This window comes from Pedobacter terrae (genome assembly GCF_036946585.1).
Lineage (GTDB): Bacteria > Bacteroidota > Bacteroidia > Sphingobacteriales > Sphingobacteriaceae > Pedobacter > Pedobacter terrae_C.
The window spans coordinates 17036-38153 of sequence record NZ_JAQIIV010000003.1; the positions used below are offsets into that span (position 1 = coordinate 17036).

Annotated in this window: 15 protein-coding genes and 1 pseudogene; 4 read left to right on the top strand and 12 right to left on the bottom strand. The window is 38.3% G+C overall.

Annotated elements, in window-relative coordinates:
* Positions 1–6: 6 nt before the first annotated feature.
* The 10 genes and pseudogenes from PGN18_RS05135 to PGN18_RS05180 form a co-directional block, all read right to left on the bottom strand.
* Positions 7–1413 (bottom strand): ammonium transporter, encoded by a 1407-nt coding sequence (locus PGN18_RS05135; protein ID WP_335318305.1) that lies wholly within the window; start codon positions 1411–1413, stop codon positions 7–9.
* Between the two features lie 345 nt (positions 1414–1758).
* Positions 1759–2707: pseudogene (locus tag PGN18_RS05140) on the bottom strand (TIGR01212 family radical SAM protein).
* Positions 2708–2950: 243 nt separating this feature from the next.
* Positions 2951–3460 (bottom strand): hypothetical protein, encoded by a 510-nt coding sequence (locus tag PGN18_RS05145; protein WP_335318308.1) that lies wholly within the window; start codon positions 3458–3460, stop codon positions 2951–2953.
* Positions 3461–3465: 5 nt separating this feature from the next.
* A complete protein-coding gene (locus PGN18_RS05150; protein WP_335318310.1) occupies positions 3466–4026 on the bottom strand; it encodes a hypothetical protein in 561 nt (186 codons plus the stop codon).
* Positions 4023–5339 (bottom strand): PAAR-like protein, encoded by a 1317-nt coding sequence (locus PGN18_RS05155; protein WP_335318311.1) that lies wholly within the window; start codon positions 5337–5339, stop codon positions 4023–4025. The genes PGN18_RS05150 and PGN18_RS05155 overlap by 4 nt, the downstream gene beginning before the upstream one ends.
* A complete protein-coding gene (locus PGN18_RS05160; RefSeq protein WP_335318312.1) occupies positions 5332–6243 on the bottom strand; it encodes a hypothetical protein in 912 nt (303 codons plus the stop codon). The genes PGN18_RS05155 and PGN18_RS05160 overlap by 8 nt, the downstream gene beginning before the upstream one ends.
* Positions 6243–8048: a type VI secretion system Vgr family protein gene (locus tag PGN18_RS05165; RefSeq protein WP_335318314.1), complete on the bottom strand. Its 1806-nt coding sequence runs from the start codon at positions 8046–8048 to the stop codon at positions 6243–6245. The genes PGN18_RS05160 and PGN18_RS05165 overlap by 1 nt, the downstream gene beginning before the upstream one ends.
* A complete protein-coding gene (locus tag PGN18_RS05170) occupies positions 8038–8664 on the bottom strand; it encodes a hypothetical protein (protein WP_335318316.1) in 627 nt (208 codons plus the stop codon). The genes PGN18_RS05165 and PGN18_RS05170 overlap by 11 nt, the downstream gene beginning before the upstream one ends.
* A 5-nt stretch (positions 8665–8669) precedes the next feature.
* Entirely contained in the window at positions 8670–9239 is a 570-nt protein-coding gene (locus PGN18_RS05175) for a hypothetical protein (RefSeq protein ID WP_335318318.1), read from the bottom strand.
* 1295 nt (positions 9240–10534) lie between these two features.
* Complete coding sequence (locus PGN18_RS05180) at positions 10535–11977, bottom strand: APC family permease (RefSeq protein WP_335318319.1); 1443 nt, start codon at positions 11975–11977, stop codon at positions 10535–10537.
* Between the two features lie 305 nt (positions 11978–12282).
* Here PGN18_RS05180 and PGN18_RS05185 point away from each other — a divergent pair, with 305 nt between their 5' ends.
* The 4 genes from PGN18_RS05185 (at position 12283) to PGN18_RS05200 (ending at position 18247) form a co-directional block, all read left to right on the top strand.
* On the top strand, positions 12283–14529 hold the full coding sequence (locus PGN18_RS05185; protein ID WP_335318320.1) for a sodium-translocating pyrophosphatase: 2247 nt from the start codon (positions 12283–12285) through the stop codon (positions 14527–14529).
* Positions 14530–14662: 133 nt separating this feature from the next.
* On the top strand, positions 14663–16171 hold the full coding sequence (locus tag PGN18_RS05190) for an amino acid permease (RefSeq protein WP_335318322.1): 1509 nt from the start codon (positions 14663–14665) through the stop codon (positions 16169–16171).
* A gap of 80 nt (positions 16172–16251) precedes the next feature.
* Positions 16252–17601 carry a porin gene (locus PGN18_RS05195; protein WP_335318324.1) on the top strand — a complete coding sequence of 450 codons (1350 nt, stop codon included), beginning with the start codon at positions 16252–16254 and terminating at the stop codon, positions 17599–17601.
* 79 nt (positions 17602–17680) lie between these two features.
* On the top strand, positions 17681–18247 hold the full coding sequence (locus PGN18_RS05200; protein ID WP_335318741.1) for a MarC family protein: 567 nt from the start codon (positions 17681–17683) through the stop codon (positions 18245–18247).
* A 463-nt stretch (positions 18248–18710) separates the two neighbouring features.
* Here PGN18_RS05200 and PGN18_RS05205 read toward each other — a convergent pair whose 3' ends face one another.
* Entirely contained in the window at positions 18711–19871 is a 1161-nt protein-coding gene (locus tag PGN18_RS05205) for an RsmB/NOP family class I SAM-dependent RNA methyltransferase (protein ID WP_335318325.1), read from the bottom strand.
* Positions 19872–19901: 30 nt separating this feature from the next.
* On the bottom strand, positions 19902–21113 hold the full coding sequence (locus PGN18_RS05210) for an ABC transporter substrate-binding protein (RefSeq protein WP_335318326.1): 1212 nt from the start codon (positions 21111–21113) through the stop codon (positions 19902–19904).
* Positions 21114–21118 lie beyond the last annotated feature (5 nt).

Genomic DNA, 21118 nt, shown 5'->3' on the forward strand with positions numbered 1-21118 from the left:
AAATCTTTAAGAGATTGGTTCTGTTATTGGACTGTTTCTTTCGATATAAATGGCGCGTTCTTCTACCAGTAGAGTACCTTGAGAGTATTTCTCATCATGCTGAGAAGCATCTAAACCAAGTTCTTCTTCTTCTTCAGAAACCCTGATCGGATTAATCAGATTCACCAGTTTAAAGATTACAAACGATACGACGAAACTGAATGCGATCACTATGACTGCGCCTTTTAATTGAGTTACGAAAAAATCGGGATTACCGTAAAACAAGCCATCGGCACCGGCAGCATTAACAGTTTTGGTTGCAAAAACACCAGTTAACAACATACCTACAATACCGCCAACGCCGTGACAAGGAAAAACATCTAATGTATCATCCAAACTGGTTTTTTGTTTCCATGAAACCACTAAATTGGAGATCACTGCGGCAATGGCACCAATAAATACACTTGATGAAATACTTACAAAGCCAGCACCCGGCGTAATGGCTACCAAACCGACAACAGCCCCGATACAGAAGCCCAATACAGATGGTTTTTTGCCTCTTGCAACGTCGAAGAACATCCATGATAAACCTGCAGCACCTGCAGCGGTATTTGTGGTTAAAAATGCAGAAACAGCTAAACTACCTGCGCTTAGTGCAGAACCGGCATTAAAACCGAACCAACCAAACCATAGTAAACCGGTACCAATTAATACGTAAGGAATGTTAGCTGGCGGCACTTCTTTATGTTCTAAGTGAGATTTTCTGCGTTTAAGCACCAATGCGCCTGCTAAAGCAGCCATACCGGCAGAGATGTGCACTACCGTACCACCTGCAAAATCCAATACACCCATTTTTAACAAGAAACCTTGTGGATGCCATGTCCAGTGTGCTAATGGCGAATAAACAAAGATGGCGAATAAAACAATAAATAAAATATAAGAGGTAAAGCGGATACGCTCTGCTACAGCACCAACTACCAAACCTGGTGTAATGATGGCAAACATTAACTGAAATACAGCAAATAAAGAAAGGGGAATGGTTAAGTCTGCTCCTCCCTGAAGATGCGGAGCTCCAGAATTTACACCTTTAAAGAACAAAAACGTTGATGGATTTCCGATAAAACCGCCAATGGTATCGCCGAAGGCTAAACTAAAACCCACTACGGTCCATAAAACGGTAATTACACCCGCTGCCACCACACTTTTAATCATGGTAGACAGTACATTTTTACGGTGAACCATTCCACCATAAAAGAATGCAAGGCCCGGAGTCATTAAAAATACAAGTGCGGCTGCGATTAATATAAATGCAATGTCTGGTCCACTATATTTTCCTTCATCAAAATTAGGAAGAAGTGGAATAAATAGAGCGAAAATTGCGACGATCATCAAGATCGCAAAAGGCGCATACTGTTTAAAGGAGAATTTACTCATAATTTTTAGCTTAATTTGTTTGTACTATTTAAATAATTAAAATATGCTTGATTTATTTTTATAAAAATAGTACATATTGTAATTTTTTCACCATTTAATTGAATTTTTTTAATAAAAAATATAAATTTTTGCAAAACAAAGCAAAAATTAAGCGTGAAAATAAAAATAACGAAAAATAGCCACGTTTTTGATATACGTTTTTAATAAAAATTAAATCACATATTAACCCAGATTAATATTATTTTAACTAAAATTTAGCTATAAAATGCTTTAAAATCACCTAAAAACAGAAAAACCCATGAAATCTCACGGGTTTTTAATGAAAAATACACAAAAAATAAGTTTTTACAAAATATAGGCAGATCCCTGAACGATCCCTCTTTTTTCAATTTCTTTATCCATATAGGTTTGAATTGCTGATTTATTTAGCCCCCAGTTAGGTGCTATTAATAAATCCCAATCTGAAATACCAAAAAGTCGCTGAATAACGATATCCGGGCGCAATAAAGGGATTAACTCACAAAGTAAATCAGTATATTCTTCCAGCGAAAACAATTTAAAGGGCTCCCTTTTGTATTTAGCACCCATGATAGATCCTTCTACAACATGAAGATGGTGAAACTTTACAAACTTAATCTGTGGGAAAACGGTTAATTTCCTGAATATATCCGTACATCTGCTCTCTTGTCTCCCAAGGGAAACCAAAAATGGTATGTACACATAAATCGAGTTTACTGTCTTTTAGAAGTTCTACCGCAGCCACAAATTCGCCATGACTGCAGCCCCTGTTAATCTGGTCAAGCGTTTCATCATAGATAGATTCCATACCCATTTCTAAATCTACATCAAAACGATCAGTATAACTTTCCAACAGTGCCACTTTTTCGGCATCAATACAATCAGGACGGGTGCCCACCGCAAAACCTACAATATCTTCGGTATTAACGGATAAGGCCTCATCATACATCATCTTTAAATAATGTACAGGCGCATAGGTATTGGTATTGGGCTGAAAATAAACAATGTATTTATCGGCTTTATAAGAAGTTTTAGCCCTGAACATCCCTTCGACAAGCTGATCTTTGATATTGGGATTTTGACGCGATGGCTCTGGTGTAAAGGAATCGACGTTACAATAGGTGCAGCCGCCAAACCCTTTGCTCCCATCTCGATTGGGACAGGTAAAACCACCATCTACAATTACCTTAAATACGCGCTGCCCTTTATACTTGTCGCGCAGGTATGTTCCGTAATTTTTATAACCCTTTATCCCTGAATCTACTAGTGTTCCCATTGTTGACAAAAATACGTTTTTTGTTTGAGACGCGGGATTGGATTTGAGATATTAGACAGCAGATGTGAGATTGAGCCTACAATTTGCGGTTAGCGGTTAGCGGTTAGCGGTTAGCGGTTAGCGGTTAGCGGTTAGCGGTTAGCGGTTAGCGGTTAGCGGTTAGCGGTTAGCGGTTAGCGGTTAGCGGTTAGCGGTACAACAGCTTTACAGGGATTTATGTTTTAATTGTTTAAGAAATGTTAATTAATTTAATCGCATTTTGGACAAGTAAATGGCAGCATCCCTATTTCCTAATTGTTTGGCCACTTGCAAATGTGCTATTGCATTTTTATTATCTTTCTTCAGATGATAGACAACGCCTAAATTAAATTCTACGCCAGAATAATAGCCCGTCAGTTCGCTTTCACCATTTTTTACAGCTAGAGCTTGTATCAAATGATATTCTGCGGATTTTAAATCGTTAAGATGTAATTTACATTCGCCCAATAAAGCATGAGCTACAAGAAAACCATTATTTAGCGATTCCTGGAAATATCTACTCGCCTCCACATATTTTTTTTGATCGTAAAATTCAAGTCCTTTATCAAATTGACTGAGTGCCTTATCCTTTTCTATTTTTCTATCGATGGACGCAATATTCGCCTGATCACTAGTATCGAATAACATTTTATATCCTAGAAATACCATGAATAATGCGAACAATACACTGAATATAACCAGCTTCTTTCCTCTTAGTGGTTGTTTTTTTTCCATAGCGATTAATAAATAGCGATTAGCAAAATAAAGATACCGATTAATGTAAAAGCTATATTTGATAATTTTTTATGCAAGTTGTTGATATAGCGATAGCCCTTCTTATACTCATCTGCACATAAAATAAAGGTTAATATAAGCGGAACAACTAAATACAAGATTTGGTTATTAACCGAATAAGAAACAATTTGAATCATTTCTTCTAAAAAGTTTAGTTTATGTTTAGCAACATAATAAAGTTTTTTGTTTCGACTTTTATCCGCCAGTTGGTTAGCTGATATTGATAGATATACTGAATCAACTTTTTCAATATTTTTAAAGTCGAGGAACAGATTTGAAATACAATAATTTTTAAATGATCTGGAGTAATTATTCTGATGGTTTGATACATTTAACGTAAAACTAAATTTGCCATAAGTCCCGCTTTTTCTCTTTTGAATATGAATATCTTTCCTTGCAACGGAAATTACAGTTGACTGTTTAAAATTCATCAAAAGCAATAGGATAAAAACTAACCAAGTGGTAACTGCAAGCAATGGGAATCTATAAATTTTATACCAACTCATACGTCAGTTTCGATTACATTTATTACCGCTTTTGCTTTGGCCTCATCATTAATCATTGCTTTAATATAATCTTGTATTTCATCTTTAACAAATGGATTGGTGATATATTTATACAAATCTGGTATAAGCCCGAGTAAAAAACCTTTATAATCTTTAAATGTATTTGATGCACCTTGTCCTATACCTTTCATCGCATCGTTTCTTGAAACTCGCGACCATTGATTATTCGTTGTAACATGTTGTATCTGACCTTCAGAATAACTTCCGGATCCATCTGCAAATTGTGAATTTTGGTTATAACTGGTTTCATGTTGTGGGTTATTTCCCTGAATAGCATTAGGATCTACACTTGAGTAAGTCCTAGTTTGCCCATATTCTTCTATATCATTTAACCTTGCATAATCTTGGGACACATAAGTATTAGATTCCGATATGTTTTGTTTACTCACTTCGTGCCCCTTACCGGTAGCATCTACACCCTTTGTTCCCTGATCCAGTACAGTTTCACTTGTGTACGACTCATGCTTATTAATTTGCTCATTGATAACAGTAATATCAGTTTCATAACCGTCAACTTGATCTTTAACACCTGCATATTCATATGCTTGATCTTTTGTTTTGCTTAGAACAAAATCTGCACCGTATGCACCTGCTCCCCCTAATAATGTTAATGCAACATATTCTCCTAATGCAACCTTCCCAAAAGTGGCCAAAATGGTTGATCCTGTACTAAATGCACCGGCTATTCCTTGAAAAGCTCCTCCAGCAACAAAAGCAGAAGCCATTACAAGCCCTACGTCTGCCAAAGTTTTTTTTCTCTTTAAATCTATGGCCTCATCGGCAGCTTTTTCCGAATAGAATATCATTACTTGACCACCAAAAAAACAGCTCACTTTAGAACTTTCTATAAGTGCTTTTTTCTTTTCAATCAAAACCTTTGGATGAACAGGAGCCCAATCACTTCCTGATGTCAATAATGCACAAATGCATGGCATAAAACCCGCTCCTAGTCCTAAGGCAGCGCCACCAGCGGCTCCTCCTGCTGCGATAGCACCTATAATAAGCGCTCCTGCTACACCGCCAGTTGCCACTGTTGCAGCAGCAATAATCCCCGCAATAATTGCTCCTATTATCGCACCGGCAATAACCATCTTCGCACAATTAAAATTTCCTCCCATTCGATCATCTATTGTTCCTGCTAAACGACCTCCTACAATTTTGATAGTGGACTGACTTCCTACTTTTAATTGTTGTTTAGACATTCCGTCAGAGCAAACCAGATAAGATTGATCAGGTACATATATCTTAGTCATAATTTTCTTTTTTTAATTTAAAGGAATAATGCGATCTAAAATAAAAGTTATTGTTTAACCGCTCTTCTACCTCGCATTCAACATTTTTTAATACACCAGAATTTTTAAACACTTTATAGTTTATGTTTACCCTATACTCATAATCCAAATCAGCAATTAATATTGGCTTATATTGTGAATTATATATTTCTAGAATTTCCTGAGTATAATTTCCCTTTTTTTCATTTATAAAAGTTTCTTTAATCATTATTTGATCTACCCCAGCTTCCTCAACTATTCTTTCTCCAGAAAGAGTGATTCTTTTCTCATTAAATATATTTGATCTAAAATCTCTTTGCACTTTATCTACCCGGCTTTCATTTCCTACATCATAAAATGCGGGAAATAGTAATTGATATAATATTCCATCGCCAATAAGCGAAACACTATTAGCAAAATCATTATCCCCGGCTTTTATAATCAGTTTACTTTCATTACTGTTGGCATTAACAAGCGATGATAATTCATTTTCTTTCATATTTTGCCAGATGCTAAGTATTTCAGCTTGGTTTAATACAGAAACTAATTTACCAGTTTTGTTAAATCTAAGATGCAATCTTGAGGTTGGAGAATTAAATAATTTGGCAAAAGCCGCTAAATGCTGCAATTGACTATTTGTTTTTAACACATCATGCTCTATTTGATTCAAATAAAGTTGATATCCTTCATTATCTACCAGAATATTTTCAAGCTGCCAGAGCATTTTTGTTTCAGTATCCGAAATCGTTTGGTCATTTGCAACTGTTTTTTGCTGTTGTATTATTACATAATTTAAATTATTCGGTTCACCCCTGTATATCAATTTATTATGTGAGGTTTCCTCTTTTTTTATTTCGTCATCAAAAAATTTAAATCTGCTCATCATTAATTTATATCTACTTGGCTACCTGTAATGGTTTGTACGCCCGTTGAAGTTTGTGAAATAGTAGTTTGTGAATTTACCGTAATACCATTGCTTGCTTTCGAATCTATTTTTTTCGTATCAATAGTGACAGCTGTGGTGGCATTTTTACCAATATTTACCGCATCGCCCGGTTTTTCACCCGCATTTGCATTAATGACTTGAGTACCTTGAATATTAATCACTTTGCCAATAATATCAATGGTACCGTCTTTCTTTAAAGTAATGCTACTTTGTCCGGTTTTGATTAAGATTGTTTCAGCAGATTGCGCCGTAATTGATCCCGGACCGTTTTCAATTTTTACAAAATTTGCCGCATTAGTACCTAGGTTTAATGCGTGATTAAGGTCATCAAAACTTAAACTACTTCCTTTTCTTGATGTAAGTCCCTTGGTATTACTGTTTTTAAAGCCGCTGCTATCCCCACTTTTACCATGGTAAACACTCCCCATTACTACTGGCCTGGCTACATTTCCTTCTTCGAAAGCAATAACTACCTGGTCGCCTTTTTCGGGGATAACATGAAAACCCCTGTTTTTACCCGTATCACCACTACCGGCATTGGGACTTACTACCCTCAACCACTCAGTAGGATCGTTTGTTTGGCATTCCCATTTAAATTTAACTTTTACCCTGCCCTGCCCTTGTGGATCATCATTATCGATCACATCAGCCAGTTGCATATCCGATTGTGGCTTTTGGTAATTCTTAACCATGATACGCTCGGTAGTAGCCACCACACCTTCGAAAGTATTGCTGTATTTACCAGTTCCATCTATCTGGTGGTTCACATGTGTAATCAAAAATTTGCCCAGACTTTCAGTGGTAAAAGCAAGCTCTTTTCTGATACTCATGGTGATTTCGGCAATGCTACCGATACTGAGTTGAGCATTATCTCCACTGGCATTGATTTTTAGCAATTCGCTAATATGTGCTTTCTCTTCATTTTCTACATGGCTTTTGATATCGTTGCTGTTATCAACCCTGATTAATGATGGCTGATTGAAAGTTTTGCTGTACATGGTATTAGATGCCTTGATGGCATGTGCCAGATCTGGATTTCCGTCTGCTTTGCCTGTACTTTCGCTGTGTAGCATTTCATCCTGTTTAGGGTTATAAGCAAAGCGTTTATATTTAATGGGCGAAACTTCCATCGCATATTGAAGATTAAATACATCCCGACCGTAAAACAGGGATACTTCTTTTTGCTTATCGGGTTTCCCAAAGTTAAGCTGCTTTCCATCATAGTAAAACCACTCATGATACTCGCCCGATAAACGGTTCAAGAATTCAAAATCGCTTTCTCGGTATTGTATCAGGTAATCAATAGCTGCTTTTCTTGATGCATTGCTTACAATGGTTAGGTCGTTAGCGGGTGTATCATTTGTGGCCAGCTTAACGATGGTATCGAGGTCTTTATCCAAATACGAACCTAAGTCCGGTCCGCGGTCTATTAATATGGTAGGGCTATAGCCACTTACGATAAGTACGCCATGGTAACCATGACTTTGCGACAGTTCAACTTTGGTAACCAGTCCAGCAAAATGTTGGAGGTTTTCTGGCGAATAACCAAACGAAGCAGTTAACGTTTTGCCAACAAAATCGCGGCTATCATCCAGACTGATCAAGCCAGGGGCACCCAATTGATCGTGGTTAAAATGAAGTTCAAAATAATGATGCTGGTTAAAAGCCTGTAGCAGATTAAAAGAAGCAAAATGGGCAATTGCTGCATCTTCTATACTAATTTCTACAATAAGTTTATTTTCCATAATGTTCTGTTAATGTTCTAGTAGCGCTTGTGGCTTTTTTTAAATAACCATTCCCGATCATCGTATCAATGTCCTTAGGACGAACATGGATGCAACCATGTGATTCTGACAATAGAAAGGGCAAACCCGCAGCGGTTGCCGCTTCATCAGGCGGCGTAGTATGGATAAAATCGCCCATAATATATTCTTTACCATTCATTTTACGGTCATTGTTCAGGTCTTTAAAATATTTGACCGAAACATGCCCAAAATCATTAAAAAACCATTTTGTCGGGATAGGTGATTTGGGGTAAAGATCACGCTGGTATTTAAGAATGTAATTTTTGACGCCTTTCTGATCGTTTTTATATTTACCCCATGCTGCGTTTACATCAGTTAATTTTTGCCAGGTACCCATATGTTTCACCATCACAACGTCTCCATTTATTTTAACTTCGGTACCCCATGCAATCCCTGACCATTCGGCATATTTTCCATAACTCACATGTTTTTCTATACTTTTGATCACAAACCTACCCGTAGTTGTGGAGGTTTGTGCATGGCCATCATCTCCCATTTTAACGTCTGATGGTCCACCATGCGCATCATATTCCTTAATTTTTACGAGCGTATTCATTGCTGTTATCTATATTTTAAAACCTCAACCATGGTTACATGGGCAAGCGCTAACTTTTTATTACTATTAAACGTTAATTTTAGGGCTGTATTGGCATCAACAGTAATTTCGACCGGTAGCGGCGTTTCGGTATTGCCGATCAATGGTTTTTCTTTTTTTATATCCCCAAAGTACCTGGTAAAATCTCCTATAGTTAACGAATCTGTAATCGACTGCGCTACCAGTAATCTGATTGCTGCTTTGATGTGAGCCACTTCACCGATTTTATAGGGATGGACGATGATGCTATCATGCCCAACCGCTTCACCTTTGTACATGCTGATGGGTAATTTATCAGCAAATGCTTTGTTAGTTGGAACGATACCCAGATTGTCAAATTTGCTTAAAGGCAATTTGGTTAAAGCAGCTGTGTAAGAAAGAAAATTATCGGTAGTGTTAGCTTTCTTTGCCAACTGATAGCCTTTTTGTTGATCTGGCTTTTGATCACCTCCGCTACAGCTCGAAAAACACCAAACTATAACAGCTGTAAAAACAAGAAATACATAAAAGCGAACAGATAAGCGCGTCATTTTCATTTAACTAATTTATGTTGAAGAAGTAAGGTAAATATTGAAGACGTGGTTACAAAATTCTCGTAATCCTTACGCCTAATTGATTAAAGTTATACATTCCTTTCCTTTGGGCATTTAGAAGTGCCGCATAGGAGGGAATCTATATTAAATTGTAATATATAGGCATGCTGAAGTACCTGGTACCTTTTGCCTGAAAAATTTAAGCTAGCTTTGAAAGCCATAGTATTAAAATTTAAAGGTTAAAAATTTGATTAGCGCAGTCTATGCCGCAACGTTATCAAACCAAATATCAGGCCAATTGCAAGCCAGTAAGCTCATTTACTACTACTAAGCGAAAAACTGATAAGAGAAAGTAAACGTTAAGATCGCTTTAAAATGGATTTGAACTAACTATCTAGGTTAATAGGATTGTTGATTTTTTTGCTAACACCCTGCTCAAACATACATTTTTGTGGATATGAGTATATGAAATGATACAGTTTAGGGTTTAGGGTTTAGGGTTTAGGGTTTAGGGTTTAGGGTTTAGGGTTTAGGGTTTAGGGTTTAGGGTTTAGGGTTTAGGGAAAACTTTTTCTCACTAACTAAGTTTTCAAAACAATTCTAATTTTAGAAAAACAAGTCAGCATGCTATGGCCAAATTAGTCCCGCCACATACTCATACCTGCCCGTTCGTTCGGGCGGTCACACGCGAGCCTTAGACGACAGACCTGTAGCCCTTGTTTCGGGTTTAGATTTGCCGGGTGTGCTGCAAAGGTTTAAGTGAATTAAACCCGGTAGCAGCTAACACGATCCCGATTTCTCTATCAGGAGATTAAAGCGGATAACGGGACTTTCGGGGCTGATTCATAAGGAAGCCTGATTTTTACAATATAAGAAAGATATGAGATGCTAGATTTGAGATTTGAGACCTAAAAGCTGGTTACCAATCAATATCATTTAATATAAAAATCTATAAGTTTTTCGCAACAAATATCACTTAGCTTCGTCATCCTGAGGGATAATTTATGTTATAAAAATCAATGTCATTAACAGCCCTCCCGAGTCGTCCTTTCGAGCGGAGTACAACGCAGCCGAGAACCCGAAGGCTCAGCGAAGCTAAACCTGTCTCTATAGATTTCTCCCCGCCTGTACGGGCAGGCCTGTCCGCACAGGCGGGCATTTCGCTACCGATGAAAAATCAGCACGCTCCAGTCGAAACGATTCTTCTATAGGATCACGTATAGCTACATGGTAATTAAAAATACGATTTCTACTTGTAAAACAAATCAGATAGCTACCAGATCAGCAGGAAGCCATCACTACCCCGCTTGCTCTTTTTTATTGATCAGAAAATAAACAGGCACCCCCAGCAAAACAATGATAAGTCCTGGCCAGGTATATTGTTGTTTGTAAATTAAAAGCAATATGCAAAATGCTGCACCAATCAATAAGTAAATAATTGGTGTAATTGGGTATAACCAGGTTTTGTAAGGTCTTTCCATTGCAGGTTGTTTTACCCTTAAGTAAATGACACCGAAAACAGTGATCATATAAAACAGTACGATAACAAAAGAAATCATATCCAAAAGATTACCATACTGCCCACTTAAACATAAAACGGCTGCCCAAATACCCTGCATCCATAGCGACCTTTCAGGAACGCCGTTTTTATTATTCTTAAGGGCTGCTTTAAAAAACATACCATCTTGTGCCATAGTTTGAAATACCCTTGCCCCTGCCAATACGATTCCGTTTACACAACCGAAAGTAGAAATCATCACTAATAGTGCTATAATCACTGTACCTATACCGCTGCCAAAAATCTGCTCTGAAGCGGCAACGGCAACCCGATCATTAAGCGCAAAAGCAATACTATCTCTGTTTAAAGTATTGAGGTAAACAAAATTCACTAATAAATAAAGAACCATTACGGCCGATGTACCTAAAACCATAGAACGCACCACATTTTTTTTAGGGTTTTCGATTTCTCCGGAAACGAATGTTACGTTTTCCCAGGCTACACTTGAAAATACCGAACCCACCATGGCTGCTGCAATTCCGCCCATTATGCTCATTCCGGAAATAGATTCCCACTCTGGTTTTAGGAAATTGCCAGTCGGATCTGTTTTAAGGTTATTAAAAGCATCCCAGCTAAAGCTCATATTTCCTGTCCAGAAGCTGCTTTTTACCAGAAGAAAACCTAAGATAATCAGGCCGATTAAAGCAACGATTTTCGAACCCGTAAAGATATTCTGAAGTATCTTGCCGCCCTCAACGCCTTTTGTGTTGATATAAGTTAACAGTAGAATAATACCAATAGCCAAGATCTGGATCCAGGTAATTTTATAACCACCACTTTGAAAAATTGGAGCAGCATCGTTTAAAGCAGGGATGAGATAGGCCGTAAATTTACCAAAAGCCACCGCAACAGCAGCGATAGTACCCGTCTGGATGACGGTAAAAAGGCCCCAACCATACAAGAAACCCATCATTTTACCAAAAATTTCTTTCAGGTAAGTGTATTGCCCTCCTGCTTTAGGAAACATAGAAGAAAGTTCACCATATGAAATTGCAGCTGCCACTGTCATAATTCCAGTAATGATCCAAACCACAATTAACCAATAACCAGAGCCTAGATTCCTCATAATATCGGCACTTACAATAAAGATACCGCTCCCGATCATCGAGCCCATTACCAACATCGTGGCATCAAAAAGGCTTAATTTTCTTTTAGAGGATACACCTTCTTTTTCCGTCTTCATTTTTCAGCTTGGTTTAGTTTGTGGCTAATTTATTTAAAAAAAAGAGAATCGGTGCGCTTCGTGTGTATTATTTTAATTGAGGAAAATTTTATTGTAATGGCATTGAAAATTTTAATCACAAGCAGAATATTTTATTAACTTGCTGTTTATAAGTCCTAAGTATGGAGTCCGAAGTCCAAAGTATACTAATGGATTAGCTAAGTTCGACGTCTGACGCGAGTGCTTGCAGTTGATAAACATTGAATGATTTTGAACATTTAATCAATTAAATAACCACTAACCAAATATAAAACCAATTATTAACTATGAACTTTTTACAAAACAATTTAATTTACTGTATTCCGGCACTAGGCCTTGTCGGCATTATAGTTATGATGATTAAAAGCACCTGGGTAAACAAGCAGGATGCAGGCGACAAGAATATGCAGGAACTTGCAGGCCATATCGCCGATGGTGCCATGGCTTTCTTAAAAGCGGAATGGAGGGTATTGAGTATTTTTGCTGTTTTTACAGCCGCACTTCTGGCCTATTCGGGGACGATTACCGAAATTAATGGTATCCCGATGCACTCAAGCTGGATCATCTCCATTTCTTTTGTTATTGGGGCAGTATTTTCCGCTACTGCAGGCTATATCGGTATGAAATCGGCCACTAAAGCTAATGTAAGAACCACACAAGCGGCGAGGACAAGTTTAAAACAAGCCTTAAAAGTCTCATTCACTGGCGGCACAGTAATGGGTTTGGGGGTTGCCGGACTGGCCGTGTTAGGTTTAGGCGGCTTGTTTATCGTATTCCTGAAGCATTTTAATGTGGTTTCAGTTAACAGTACCGAAATGAAAACAGCGATAGAGGTTTTAACAGGATTTTCTCTAGGTGCCGAATCCATTGCCCTGTTTGCACGTGTTGGGGGTGGTATCTATACCAAAGCTGCCGATGTTGGTGCCGATTTAGTAGGCAAGGTGGAGGCTGGTATCCCTGAGGATGATGTGCGCAACCCCGCTACCATTGCCGATAACGTAGGAGATAATGTAGGTGATGTTGCAGGTATGGGTGCAGATTTATTTGGCTCATATGTAGCCACCATTTTAGCAACCATGGTTTTAGGCCAGGAAATTATTGTAACCGATAATTTTGGCGGAATGTCTCCTATCCTGCTACCTATGGTCATCTGCGGATTAGGCATTATATTTTCGATTATCGGAACCTGGTTCGTGACCATTAAGGATGAAAAATCGAATGTACAAAATGCCTTGAACCTTGGTAACTGGTCGTCGATTTTGATCACCGCTGTCGCTTCATTCTTTATTGTTAAATGGATGTTGCCTGAAACCCTTAACCTACGTGGATACGAATTCTCAAGCATCAATGTTTTTTATGCAATTATAGTTGGTTTGGTAGTAGGTACCATCATGAGTATTGTTACCGAGTATTTTACGGCGATGGGCAAAGGGCCCGTAAATTCGATTATCCAACAGTCGTCTACCGGACATGCCACCAATATTATTGCAGGTTTATCTGTTGGGATGAAATCCACCGTAATTCCTATTCTGGTGTTGGCTGGAGGAATTATGGCTTCCTATCATTTTGCAGGCTTATATGGGGTTGCAATTGCTGCAGCCGGAATGATGGCCACTACAGCTATGCAATTGGCTATTGATGCTTTCGGGCCGATTGCGGATAATGCCGGTGGCATAGCAGAAATGAGCCAATTGCCGCCAGAGGTACGTGAGCGTACCGATAACTTAGATGCCGTGGGTAATACCACCGCAGCAACAGGTAAAGGATTTGCCATTGCATCGGCTGCGCTTACCTCGCTAGCCTTATTTGCTGCCTTTGTTGGCATTGCAGGTATTACTGCCATAGATATCTATAAAGCACCTGTTCTAGCGGGTTTGTTTGTTGGCGGAATGATTCCTTTTATCTTCTCTGCTTTATGTATCCAGGCGGTTGGTAAAGCGGCAATGGATATGGTGCAGGAAGTGCGCCGCCAGTTCCGTGAAATACCGGGCATTATGGAATACAAAGCAAAACCTGAATATGAAAAATGTGTAGCCATTTCTACCAAAGCCTCCATCCGCGAGATGATGATGCCGGGTGCTATCGCCTTAGTTACACCGGTAATTGTGGGCTTTACTTTCGGGCCGGAGGTTTTAGGTGGTTTATTGGCCGGTGTTACTGTAACCGGCGTATTAATGGGCATTTTCCAAAGTAATGCCGGTGGCGCATGGGACAATGCCAAAAAATCTTTTGAGCAGGGTGTAATGATTAATGGTGAAATGCATTACAAAAAATCAGAGCCACATAAAGCTTCTGTAACGGGAGATACAGTTGGCGATCCTTTTAAAGACACTTCCGGGCCTTCGATGAATATTTTAATCAAATTAATGTCTATTGTTTCATTAGTTATTGCTCCTTACATCGCACAAAAGGCAATTGCGGGCGAACATCATAAAGAAGTACATAAAGAAATCCGGATTGAGCAAAAAACAGATGCCAAAGGGAACACAATTACCGATACTTTAACCAACATAACTGACACATTAGGCCATTAGTTGTAAAATCATAGATATAAATATCCATAAAAGGGATTTTAACAGAATCCCTTTTACATTTACGTAATTTTTAATTACGTTTGGGGCTGAAAAACTTATATTCACCAATAAATCAAAACAACAACTAACTTTTATGAGTTTATTTCTTAAGAAATCAATTACTCAACTTTTAGCAGATTCATCTGAATCTGAAAAGAGCTTAAAACGCACCCTATCAGCGGGTTCCCTAGTTGCGTTAGGTATCGGGGCAATTATTGGCGCAGGCCTTTTTGTCCGTACGGCAAATGCAGCAGCCCAAAGTGCTGGTCCATCAGTAACTTTCGGGTTTATCTTAGCTGCCATCGGTTGCGCACTTGCGGGGCTTTGCTATGCTGAATTATCATCTTCTATTCCAATCTCCGGTAGTGCCTATACTTATACCTATGCTACAATGGGTGAGTTTATGGCCTGGATCATCGGCTGGGACCTTGTTTTAGAATATGCAGTGGGTGCCGCTACAGTTGGTATCGCCTGGAGCGAGTATCTTAACAAATTACTCACGGAAGTTATACACACCAGCCCCATACCCTATGAATGGTGCCACTCACCATTTCAAAGTGAAGGCGGTGTAAATGGAATCATGAACGTTCCGGCATTACTTATTATTTTCTTATTGAGTCTCTTGTTGATAAGAGGTACGCAAGAATCAGCATTTGTTAATGGACTTATTGTAATTACAAAGGTGGCAATCGTATTGTTGATTATTGCTTTTGGTTGGTCATTCATCAATCCGGTTAACCATACACCATACATTCCTGAAGCAACAAAATATGTTGATAAAGAAGGTTTAACTCATAATTTTGGCGGTTTCTGGGGCATTGTTGGTGCTGCGGGCACCGTTTTCTTTGCCTTTATTGGTTTTGATGCAGTAAGTACAGCAGCCCAGGAAACTAAAAATCCTAAAACAGCGATGCCAATCGGAATTTTAGGTTCTCTTGCAGTATGTACTGTTTTATATATCCTTTTTGCACACGTTTTAACCGGCATGGCTCCGGTGGAATTCTTTAGAACCAAAGGTGGTGAGGCATCTGTTGTAGCAGCTATTATCGATTACATGCCAGGTTACGGCTGGTTAGCAAAATTGGTAACAGTAGCTATTTTAGCTGGTTTTTCTTCGGTAATTTTAGTGATGTTATTGGGACAAAGCCGTGTATTCTACTCAATGAGTAAAGATGGTTTATTGCCTAGAATTTTCAGCGATTTACATCCTAAGTATAAAACCCCTTATAAGGCAAACATGATTATCTTCGTAATCTGTGCTTTATTTGCTGCATTTGTACCAGGCGATGTTGTGGGAGATATGACCTCTATTGGTACATTATTTGCCTTCATATTGGTATGCGCAGCCGTAATTGTACTAAGAAAAACAGACCCGGGTTTGCACAGAGAATTTAAAACTCCATTTGTGCCTTTATTACCTATTTTAGGTATCATTGCCTGTACTTTAATGATTTTAGGCCTGCACTGGACTAACTGGTTAAGGTTATTTGGCTGGTTGGCCATTGGCTTTGTAATTTACTTTGGTTATAGCCGCAAACATTCAGTTTTAGGTAACACAGGAAAAACAGTCGATCCTATTGATCCTCCGAAACCAGAATTGTAATCAAAAACTACATTATTTTATAAAGCCCCGATCAAAAGTCGGGGCTTTTTTATGTTAAATAATTGTTAATAAAGTTACCTTTGCAAAAAATTAACAAAATGTACCGCAATCCGGCCAAACTTAACAGTATTTATTTCTCTTTAACTACTGCTTTATTTCTTATTTCCACATTAGCGCATGCACAAAGAACGATTAATGATGTAATGGATTCTACCACGGTTAATCATTTACTCATCATTTCAAAAAAATATGGTTCGTTATCATTTAGTGGATATTTGCAGCCACAATTTCAGGTTGCGCAATCAAATGGAACGCAGGCAGAATACCAGGGTGGGAATTTTGGCGAATTTACCAATAATAGATTCAGATTGAGGCGGGGCCGCTTACGGGCTGATTATATGATGTTAACTGAAGATGGCAGTCCATCTACCTATTTTGTGCTCCAGTTTGATGGTACTGAACAAGGTGTGGCCATCCGCGATTTCTGGGGACGTTATTACGAAAACAAATGGAAAATATTAGCGGTAACACTTGGCCTTTCAGGTCGTCCGTTCGGAAACGAATTACAGCTGTCTTCTTCTGTTAGGGAAGCGCCAGAGCGTGGACGGATGTCGCAGATTTTAATGAAAACAGAGCGTGATCTGGGTGTTACTTTTACCTTAAATCCGCGTTGGAAAGATGCTGCCCTTAAAAACTTGGTGTTTGATTTCGGCATTTATAACGGGCAGGGCCTGGCTGGGCCGGGTGAGTTTGACAATAGCAAAGATTTCATCTTCAGGTTGAGCCATAAAACTTATGCATTTAATCAATTCACCATTGCGGGTGGCATCAGTACACTGCAAGGTGGGTTAAACCATCGTTTGCCAATTAGCTATAAAATGAACAGAATCAATGATCAGTGGAAAATGGTTAGGGATTCAGCTACTTCAACGGTTAGCAAAGTGGCGCCAAGAAGATATTATGGTGCAGATGTTCAGTTAGCCACAAAAACCAAAAGCTGGAAATCAGAACTTAGAGCAGAAGTAATTTCGGGTTTACAAACCGGCACTTCAACTACCTCAACAACACCGGGCTCCTATCCTATCGACAATAAATCGGTAGCCCTGCCTTATTATACCAGAACTTTTACTGGTGCTTATTTTACGTTCGTTCAAACATTAAACAGTACAGATAACCAGCTCATTTTAAAATACGACTGGTATGATCCTAACGCAAAAGTTAAAGGCTTGGATATTTCGGCTGATAAAGGGCTTTCACCTGCCGATATTCGTTTTGATACATTTGGTTTCGGCTTTTTGCATCATTTTAACCCACACTTTAAAGCGGTAATTTATTATGATATCATTAAAAACGAATCGACACAGATTAGAGATTATACCGCTGACAGGAAGGATAATGTGCTCACTTTGAGAACACAGTTCTATTTCTAATAAATATTTTTACAATTGAGGAATTGACACAAATTCAGCTACCTTTGCTTAAAATTGCGCCGCTATGAAATCTGATTTTATGACGTTCAACTTAAGCCAGATCCTGTCGACAACAATGGTATTGTTTGCCATTATCGATATTTTAGGTGCCATCCCGGTGGTAATCGAGCTCCGTAGAAAAGCTGGTCACATCGAATCAGAAAAGGCTTCGCTGGTAGCGGCAGGTTTAATGATCCTCTTTTTGTTTCTTGGCGAATCGCTCTTAAAAGTAATCGGTTTGGATGTAGAATCTTTTGCTATTGCTGGCTCTTTTGTAATTTTTTTCATTGCCATGGAAATGGTATTGGGCTTAACCATTTTTAAGGAAGAAGCGCCCGAAACAGTTTCCATAGTGCCATTGGCCTTCCCTTTAATTGCAGGTGCCGGAACAATGACCACGTTACTTTCGCTAAAAACAGAATACCATACCCAGAATATTTTAGTAGGCATTATCCTTAATATGTTGTTTGTCTATTTTGTATTGAAAAACACCAACAGACTGGAGAAACTTTTTGGTAAATCGGGCCTTAATATTTTACGTAAAGCCTTTGGGGTGATATTACTGGCTATTGCCATTAAATTGTTCAGGAATAATACGGGATTATAGAGATCGTTTCAAAGATTCGTCACCCCAAATTTATTTCAGGGTCCAATAGGCAAAAAGGATACTGAACACCATCCAACCGGCCGGGCGGAAGTTCAGTAAGAAGACGAACGCAGAAAAGTACTCATCAAAATGACATTCCTTAAATCTAACCTGTAACAATAATTTTGTATATTCATCTAAATATAAAGCTTACACAATGAACAGCTTTGAAGAATATACCTTAATTATTGGCGCCATCGCCGTTTTAATTGAAGGGATAAAGTACGTTAAAAGGAATTTCGCATCCTGGTTTGAGCATACTTAGTATGTATTGAATCGATTTCTATTTTTAGATAGATTCGTCATTTCTAACTTGATTGGAAATCTTAAAGCATTAGGATTCCCGCCTGCGTGGGGTCTGATAGGTACAGGATGACGTCCGAGAAGATATTTACTGTTCTTAAATCCTTTATCCTGATTAATCTTATCGTTTTATCAGCCTCGCTACAAACATGGTATCGGCATTATTTTCGTAGCCTTTTATCAATTCCATTTTTTCCAGTTTCAATGGCAATGTATCTATCAAATGCTGCACCACAGCCTCGTTTTCTGCTGCAAACGCTGAACAGGTAATGTAAATCAAAGGTTTTCCTGGTTTAAGATATTTCACTACATTTTGAGCAATCCCCTTTTGTATCGCGGCAAACTGATCAATTTTACGTTCTTCGAAAAAAGTGAGCATCTCAGGGGTTCTTCCCCATGTTCCGGAACCGGTACAAGGCGCATCTAAAATAATCCCATCAAATTGGTAATGGTGTAAAACCTGATCATTGTTCTGCAAAAGATCAAGTTCTTTTTTGTAGTATTTTTTAATGCCTGCCAAGCGAAAACGTTCATCCAGATTCAATAGCACGCTCTCCCGTAAATCTGAGACTAAAAGGTCAATTACCGGTTCAAAACTGTGCAATAATAAGGTCTTTCCTCCCGAAGCAGCACAACAATCCCACCATTTGTCCCATTTATTTGGCTTAAAATACAAACCTGTATGTTGTGATGATAAATCCTGAACCTGATAACTCCCTTCCCTTAAAATAGCTTCTAGCTTGGTTCCATTGGACAAGGCCAGGGCAGTGTCTGTAATTGCCTTAACTGCTAAGTTCTCCGCTTCCAGTTTGGAGATAATTGCTGCCGAATCTTCAGCTTTCACTCTAATAAACAGGTCAGGTTGCTTAAAAAAGGAGGTAAAGAAAGCCTCTTCATTAATATCATCCGAAAGTGCTGCATGGAAAGAATAAATCTGTTTCAGATCAAAATCTGGATATCTGGCTTTAATCAGCACTAATTTTTCTTCGAGCGGTTTAGTAACACTATCTTTTAAGTCTGGCAGATTTTTTTCTACCAATAGGCTTAAAGTATCGTGACACAGAAAGTCTGCAACACTCAACCTTTCTTCATTTGATAATGATGCTAAAGCCTTACCAAGTCTAAAAAAACTGTAAATATACCTTGTCGCCCATCGCCTGTCAGACGAACCCATCTGCTTATGCTGTTTAAAATAAACAGGCAGAAAACGATGCAACGGTAAATTTCCATCGTAATTACTTAAAATCTGTTCAAAGGCTCGTAACTGGTGATCTGCTCTCATGCGATAATTAAATGGAAAAAAAATTATTGATTACTCAACCGGGCTTAGTGCGAAGTTTTTATACTTCAACAACATTAAACTGGTGTTAATATAGCCTGATTTTTCATCCAGGATAAATGAAAAGCTATTGTGCAGCCCTTTGTATTTATCCTTTACAATATAATCCCTATAATTTTCACCATAGCTGGCAAGTAATCTGCCAAAATAATAGCCGACATCAAAACCTTTAAATGCAAACTCCCCTGGTTCAAAACCATATTTATAGCGATACTTTTTGATAAATGTAATCACATTGCTGTTTTTATAGTCTATTTTATAAGAAGAACTGATAATGGTATTCAGGTCCTGCAACTTATCAGCTGGATAATTCTGCTTTACCCAGTTGGGGTGACCAAAAAGCGAAATATTATATCCACCCGTTTTAAGGTGTTTTAATTTATACAGTTTTTCTATGGTTGGTAGTACAAAAGCGCGATCAGAAGAAGTCAGCACCACCGCATATTGTTTACCTTTGATCATCTTTGTTTCAAAAGCGTAGGCCGATGCGTATTCCTTTACAACAAATTTGCTGTTGGTTCGAAGATAATTTCTTATTGGTGCGGCAAAAGCTTCGTCTTCTGTTTTTTTAGGATTGATGAATACCACTATTGTATTAGCGGGATTGTAATTTTTAGCCATATAAATGGCTATCTTTTTTCCGTGCAGTCCAATGTTATTTACAACGGACACCAGATTAGGATTATTGAATTCAGCAGGCTCTGATGCCGCTAATGGAGATACAATAACTGCATTATTCTCTTTCGAATAACTGGAAATAAACTTTAATCCTTCTGGAAAAACTGGACCAATAATTATGTTGCTTTGTTTAAAACGTTCATTCTTGTATAAAAGTGATATATGAGCATTATCATCTTCTGTGTCGAAAACATTTAGTTTAAAGTTTAAACCCTGCAGCGCGGCAGAATCTAATCCCAGTTTAAAGCCCTGGTAAAAATCGATAGGCATCGCATATTTTTCGATCTCGGCCTTTGTGGCTGTTTTCAAATTCAGTTGATCAAGCTTAAATGGAACCAGCAAAGAAACACTTGCCTGCGAAAACTTTTTGATAGGTTTTTTATCTGCAGGTTTTTCTTTTTCAATTGGTTTACTTGCTTCAGGTTTAGGTGTCCTGACTTTAGGCGAACAAGCACCTAAAACTAACGTAAACAAAACCAGCAACCCATAAACTTTCTTCAAATTCATACCTA

Coding starts and splice junctions, on each gene's coding strand:
- PGN18_RS05135 (WP_335318305.1), bottom strand. CDS start 1,413: ATGAGTAAATTCTCCTTTAAACAGTATGCGCCTTTTGCGATCTTGATG.
- PGN18_RS05145 (WP_335318308.1), bottom strand. CDS start 3,460: ATGGAAAAAAAACAACCACTAAGAGGAAAGAAGCTGGTTATATTCAGT.
- PGN18_RS05150 (WP_335318310.1), bottom strand. CDS start 4,026: ATGAGTTGGTATAAAATTTATAGATTCCCATTGCTTGCAGTTACCACT.
- PGN18_RS05155 (WP_335318311.1), bottom strand. CDS start 5,339: ATGACTAAGATATATGTACCTGATCAATCTTATCTGGTTTGCTCTGAC.
- PGN18_RS05160 (WP_335318312.1), bottom strand. CDS start 6,243: ATGATGAGCAGATTTAAATTTTTTGATGACGAAATAAAAAAAGAGGAA.
- PGN18_RS05165 (WP_335318314.1), bottom strand. CDS start 8,048: ATGGAAAATAAACTTATTGTAGAAATTAGTATAGAAGATGCAGCAATT.
- PGN18_RS05170 (WP_335318316.1), bottom strand. CDS start 8,664: ATGAATACGCTCGTAAAAATTAAGGAATATGATGCGCATGGTGGACCA.
- PGN18_RS05175 (WP_335318318.1), bottom strand. CDS start 9,239: ATGAAAATGACGCGCTTATCTGTTCGCTTTTATGTATTTCTTGTTTTT.
- PGN18_RS05180 (WP_335318319.1), bottom strand. CDS start 11,977: ATGAAGACGGAAAAAGAAGGTGTATCCTCTAAAAGAAAATTAAGCCTT.
- PGN18_RS05185 (WP_335318320.1), top strand. CDS start 12,283: ATGAACTTTTTACAAAACAATTTAATTTACTGTATTCCGGCACTAGGC.
- PGN18_RS05190 (WP_335318322.1), top strand. CDS start 14,663: ATGAGTTTATTTCTTAAGAAATCAATTACTCAACTTTTAGCAGATTCA.
- PGN18_RS05200 (WP_335318741.1), top strand. CDS start 17,681: ATGACGTTCAACTTAAGCCAGATCCTGTCGACAACAATGGTATTGTTT.
- PGN18_RS05205 (WP_335318325.1), bottom strand. CDS start 19,871: ATGAGAGCAGATCACCAGTTACGAGCCTTTGAACAGATTTTAAGTAAT.
- PGN18_RS05210 (WP_335318326.1), bottom strand. CDS start 21,113: ATGAATTTGAAGAAAGTTTATGGGTTGCTGGTTTTGTTTACGTTAGTT.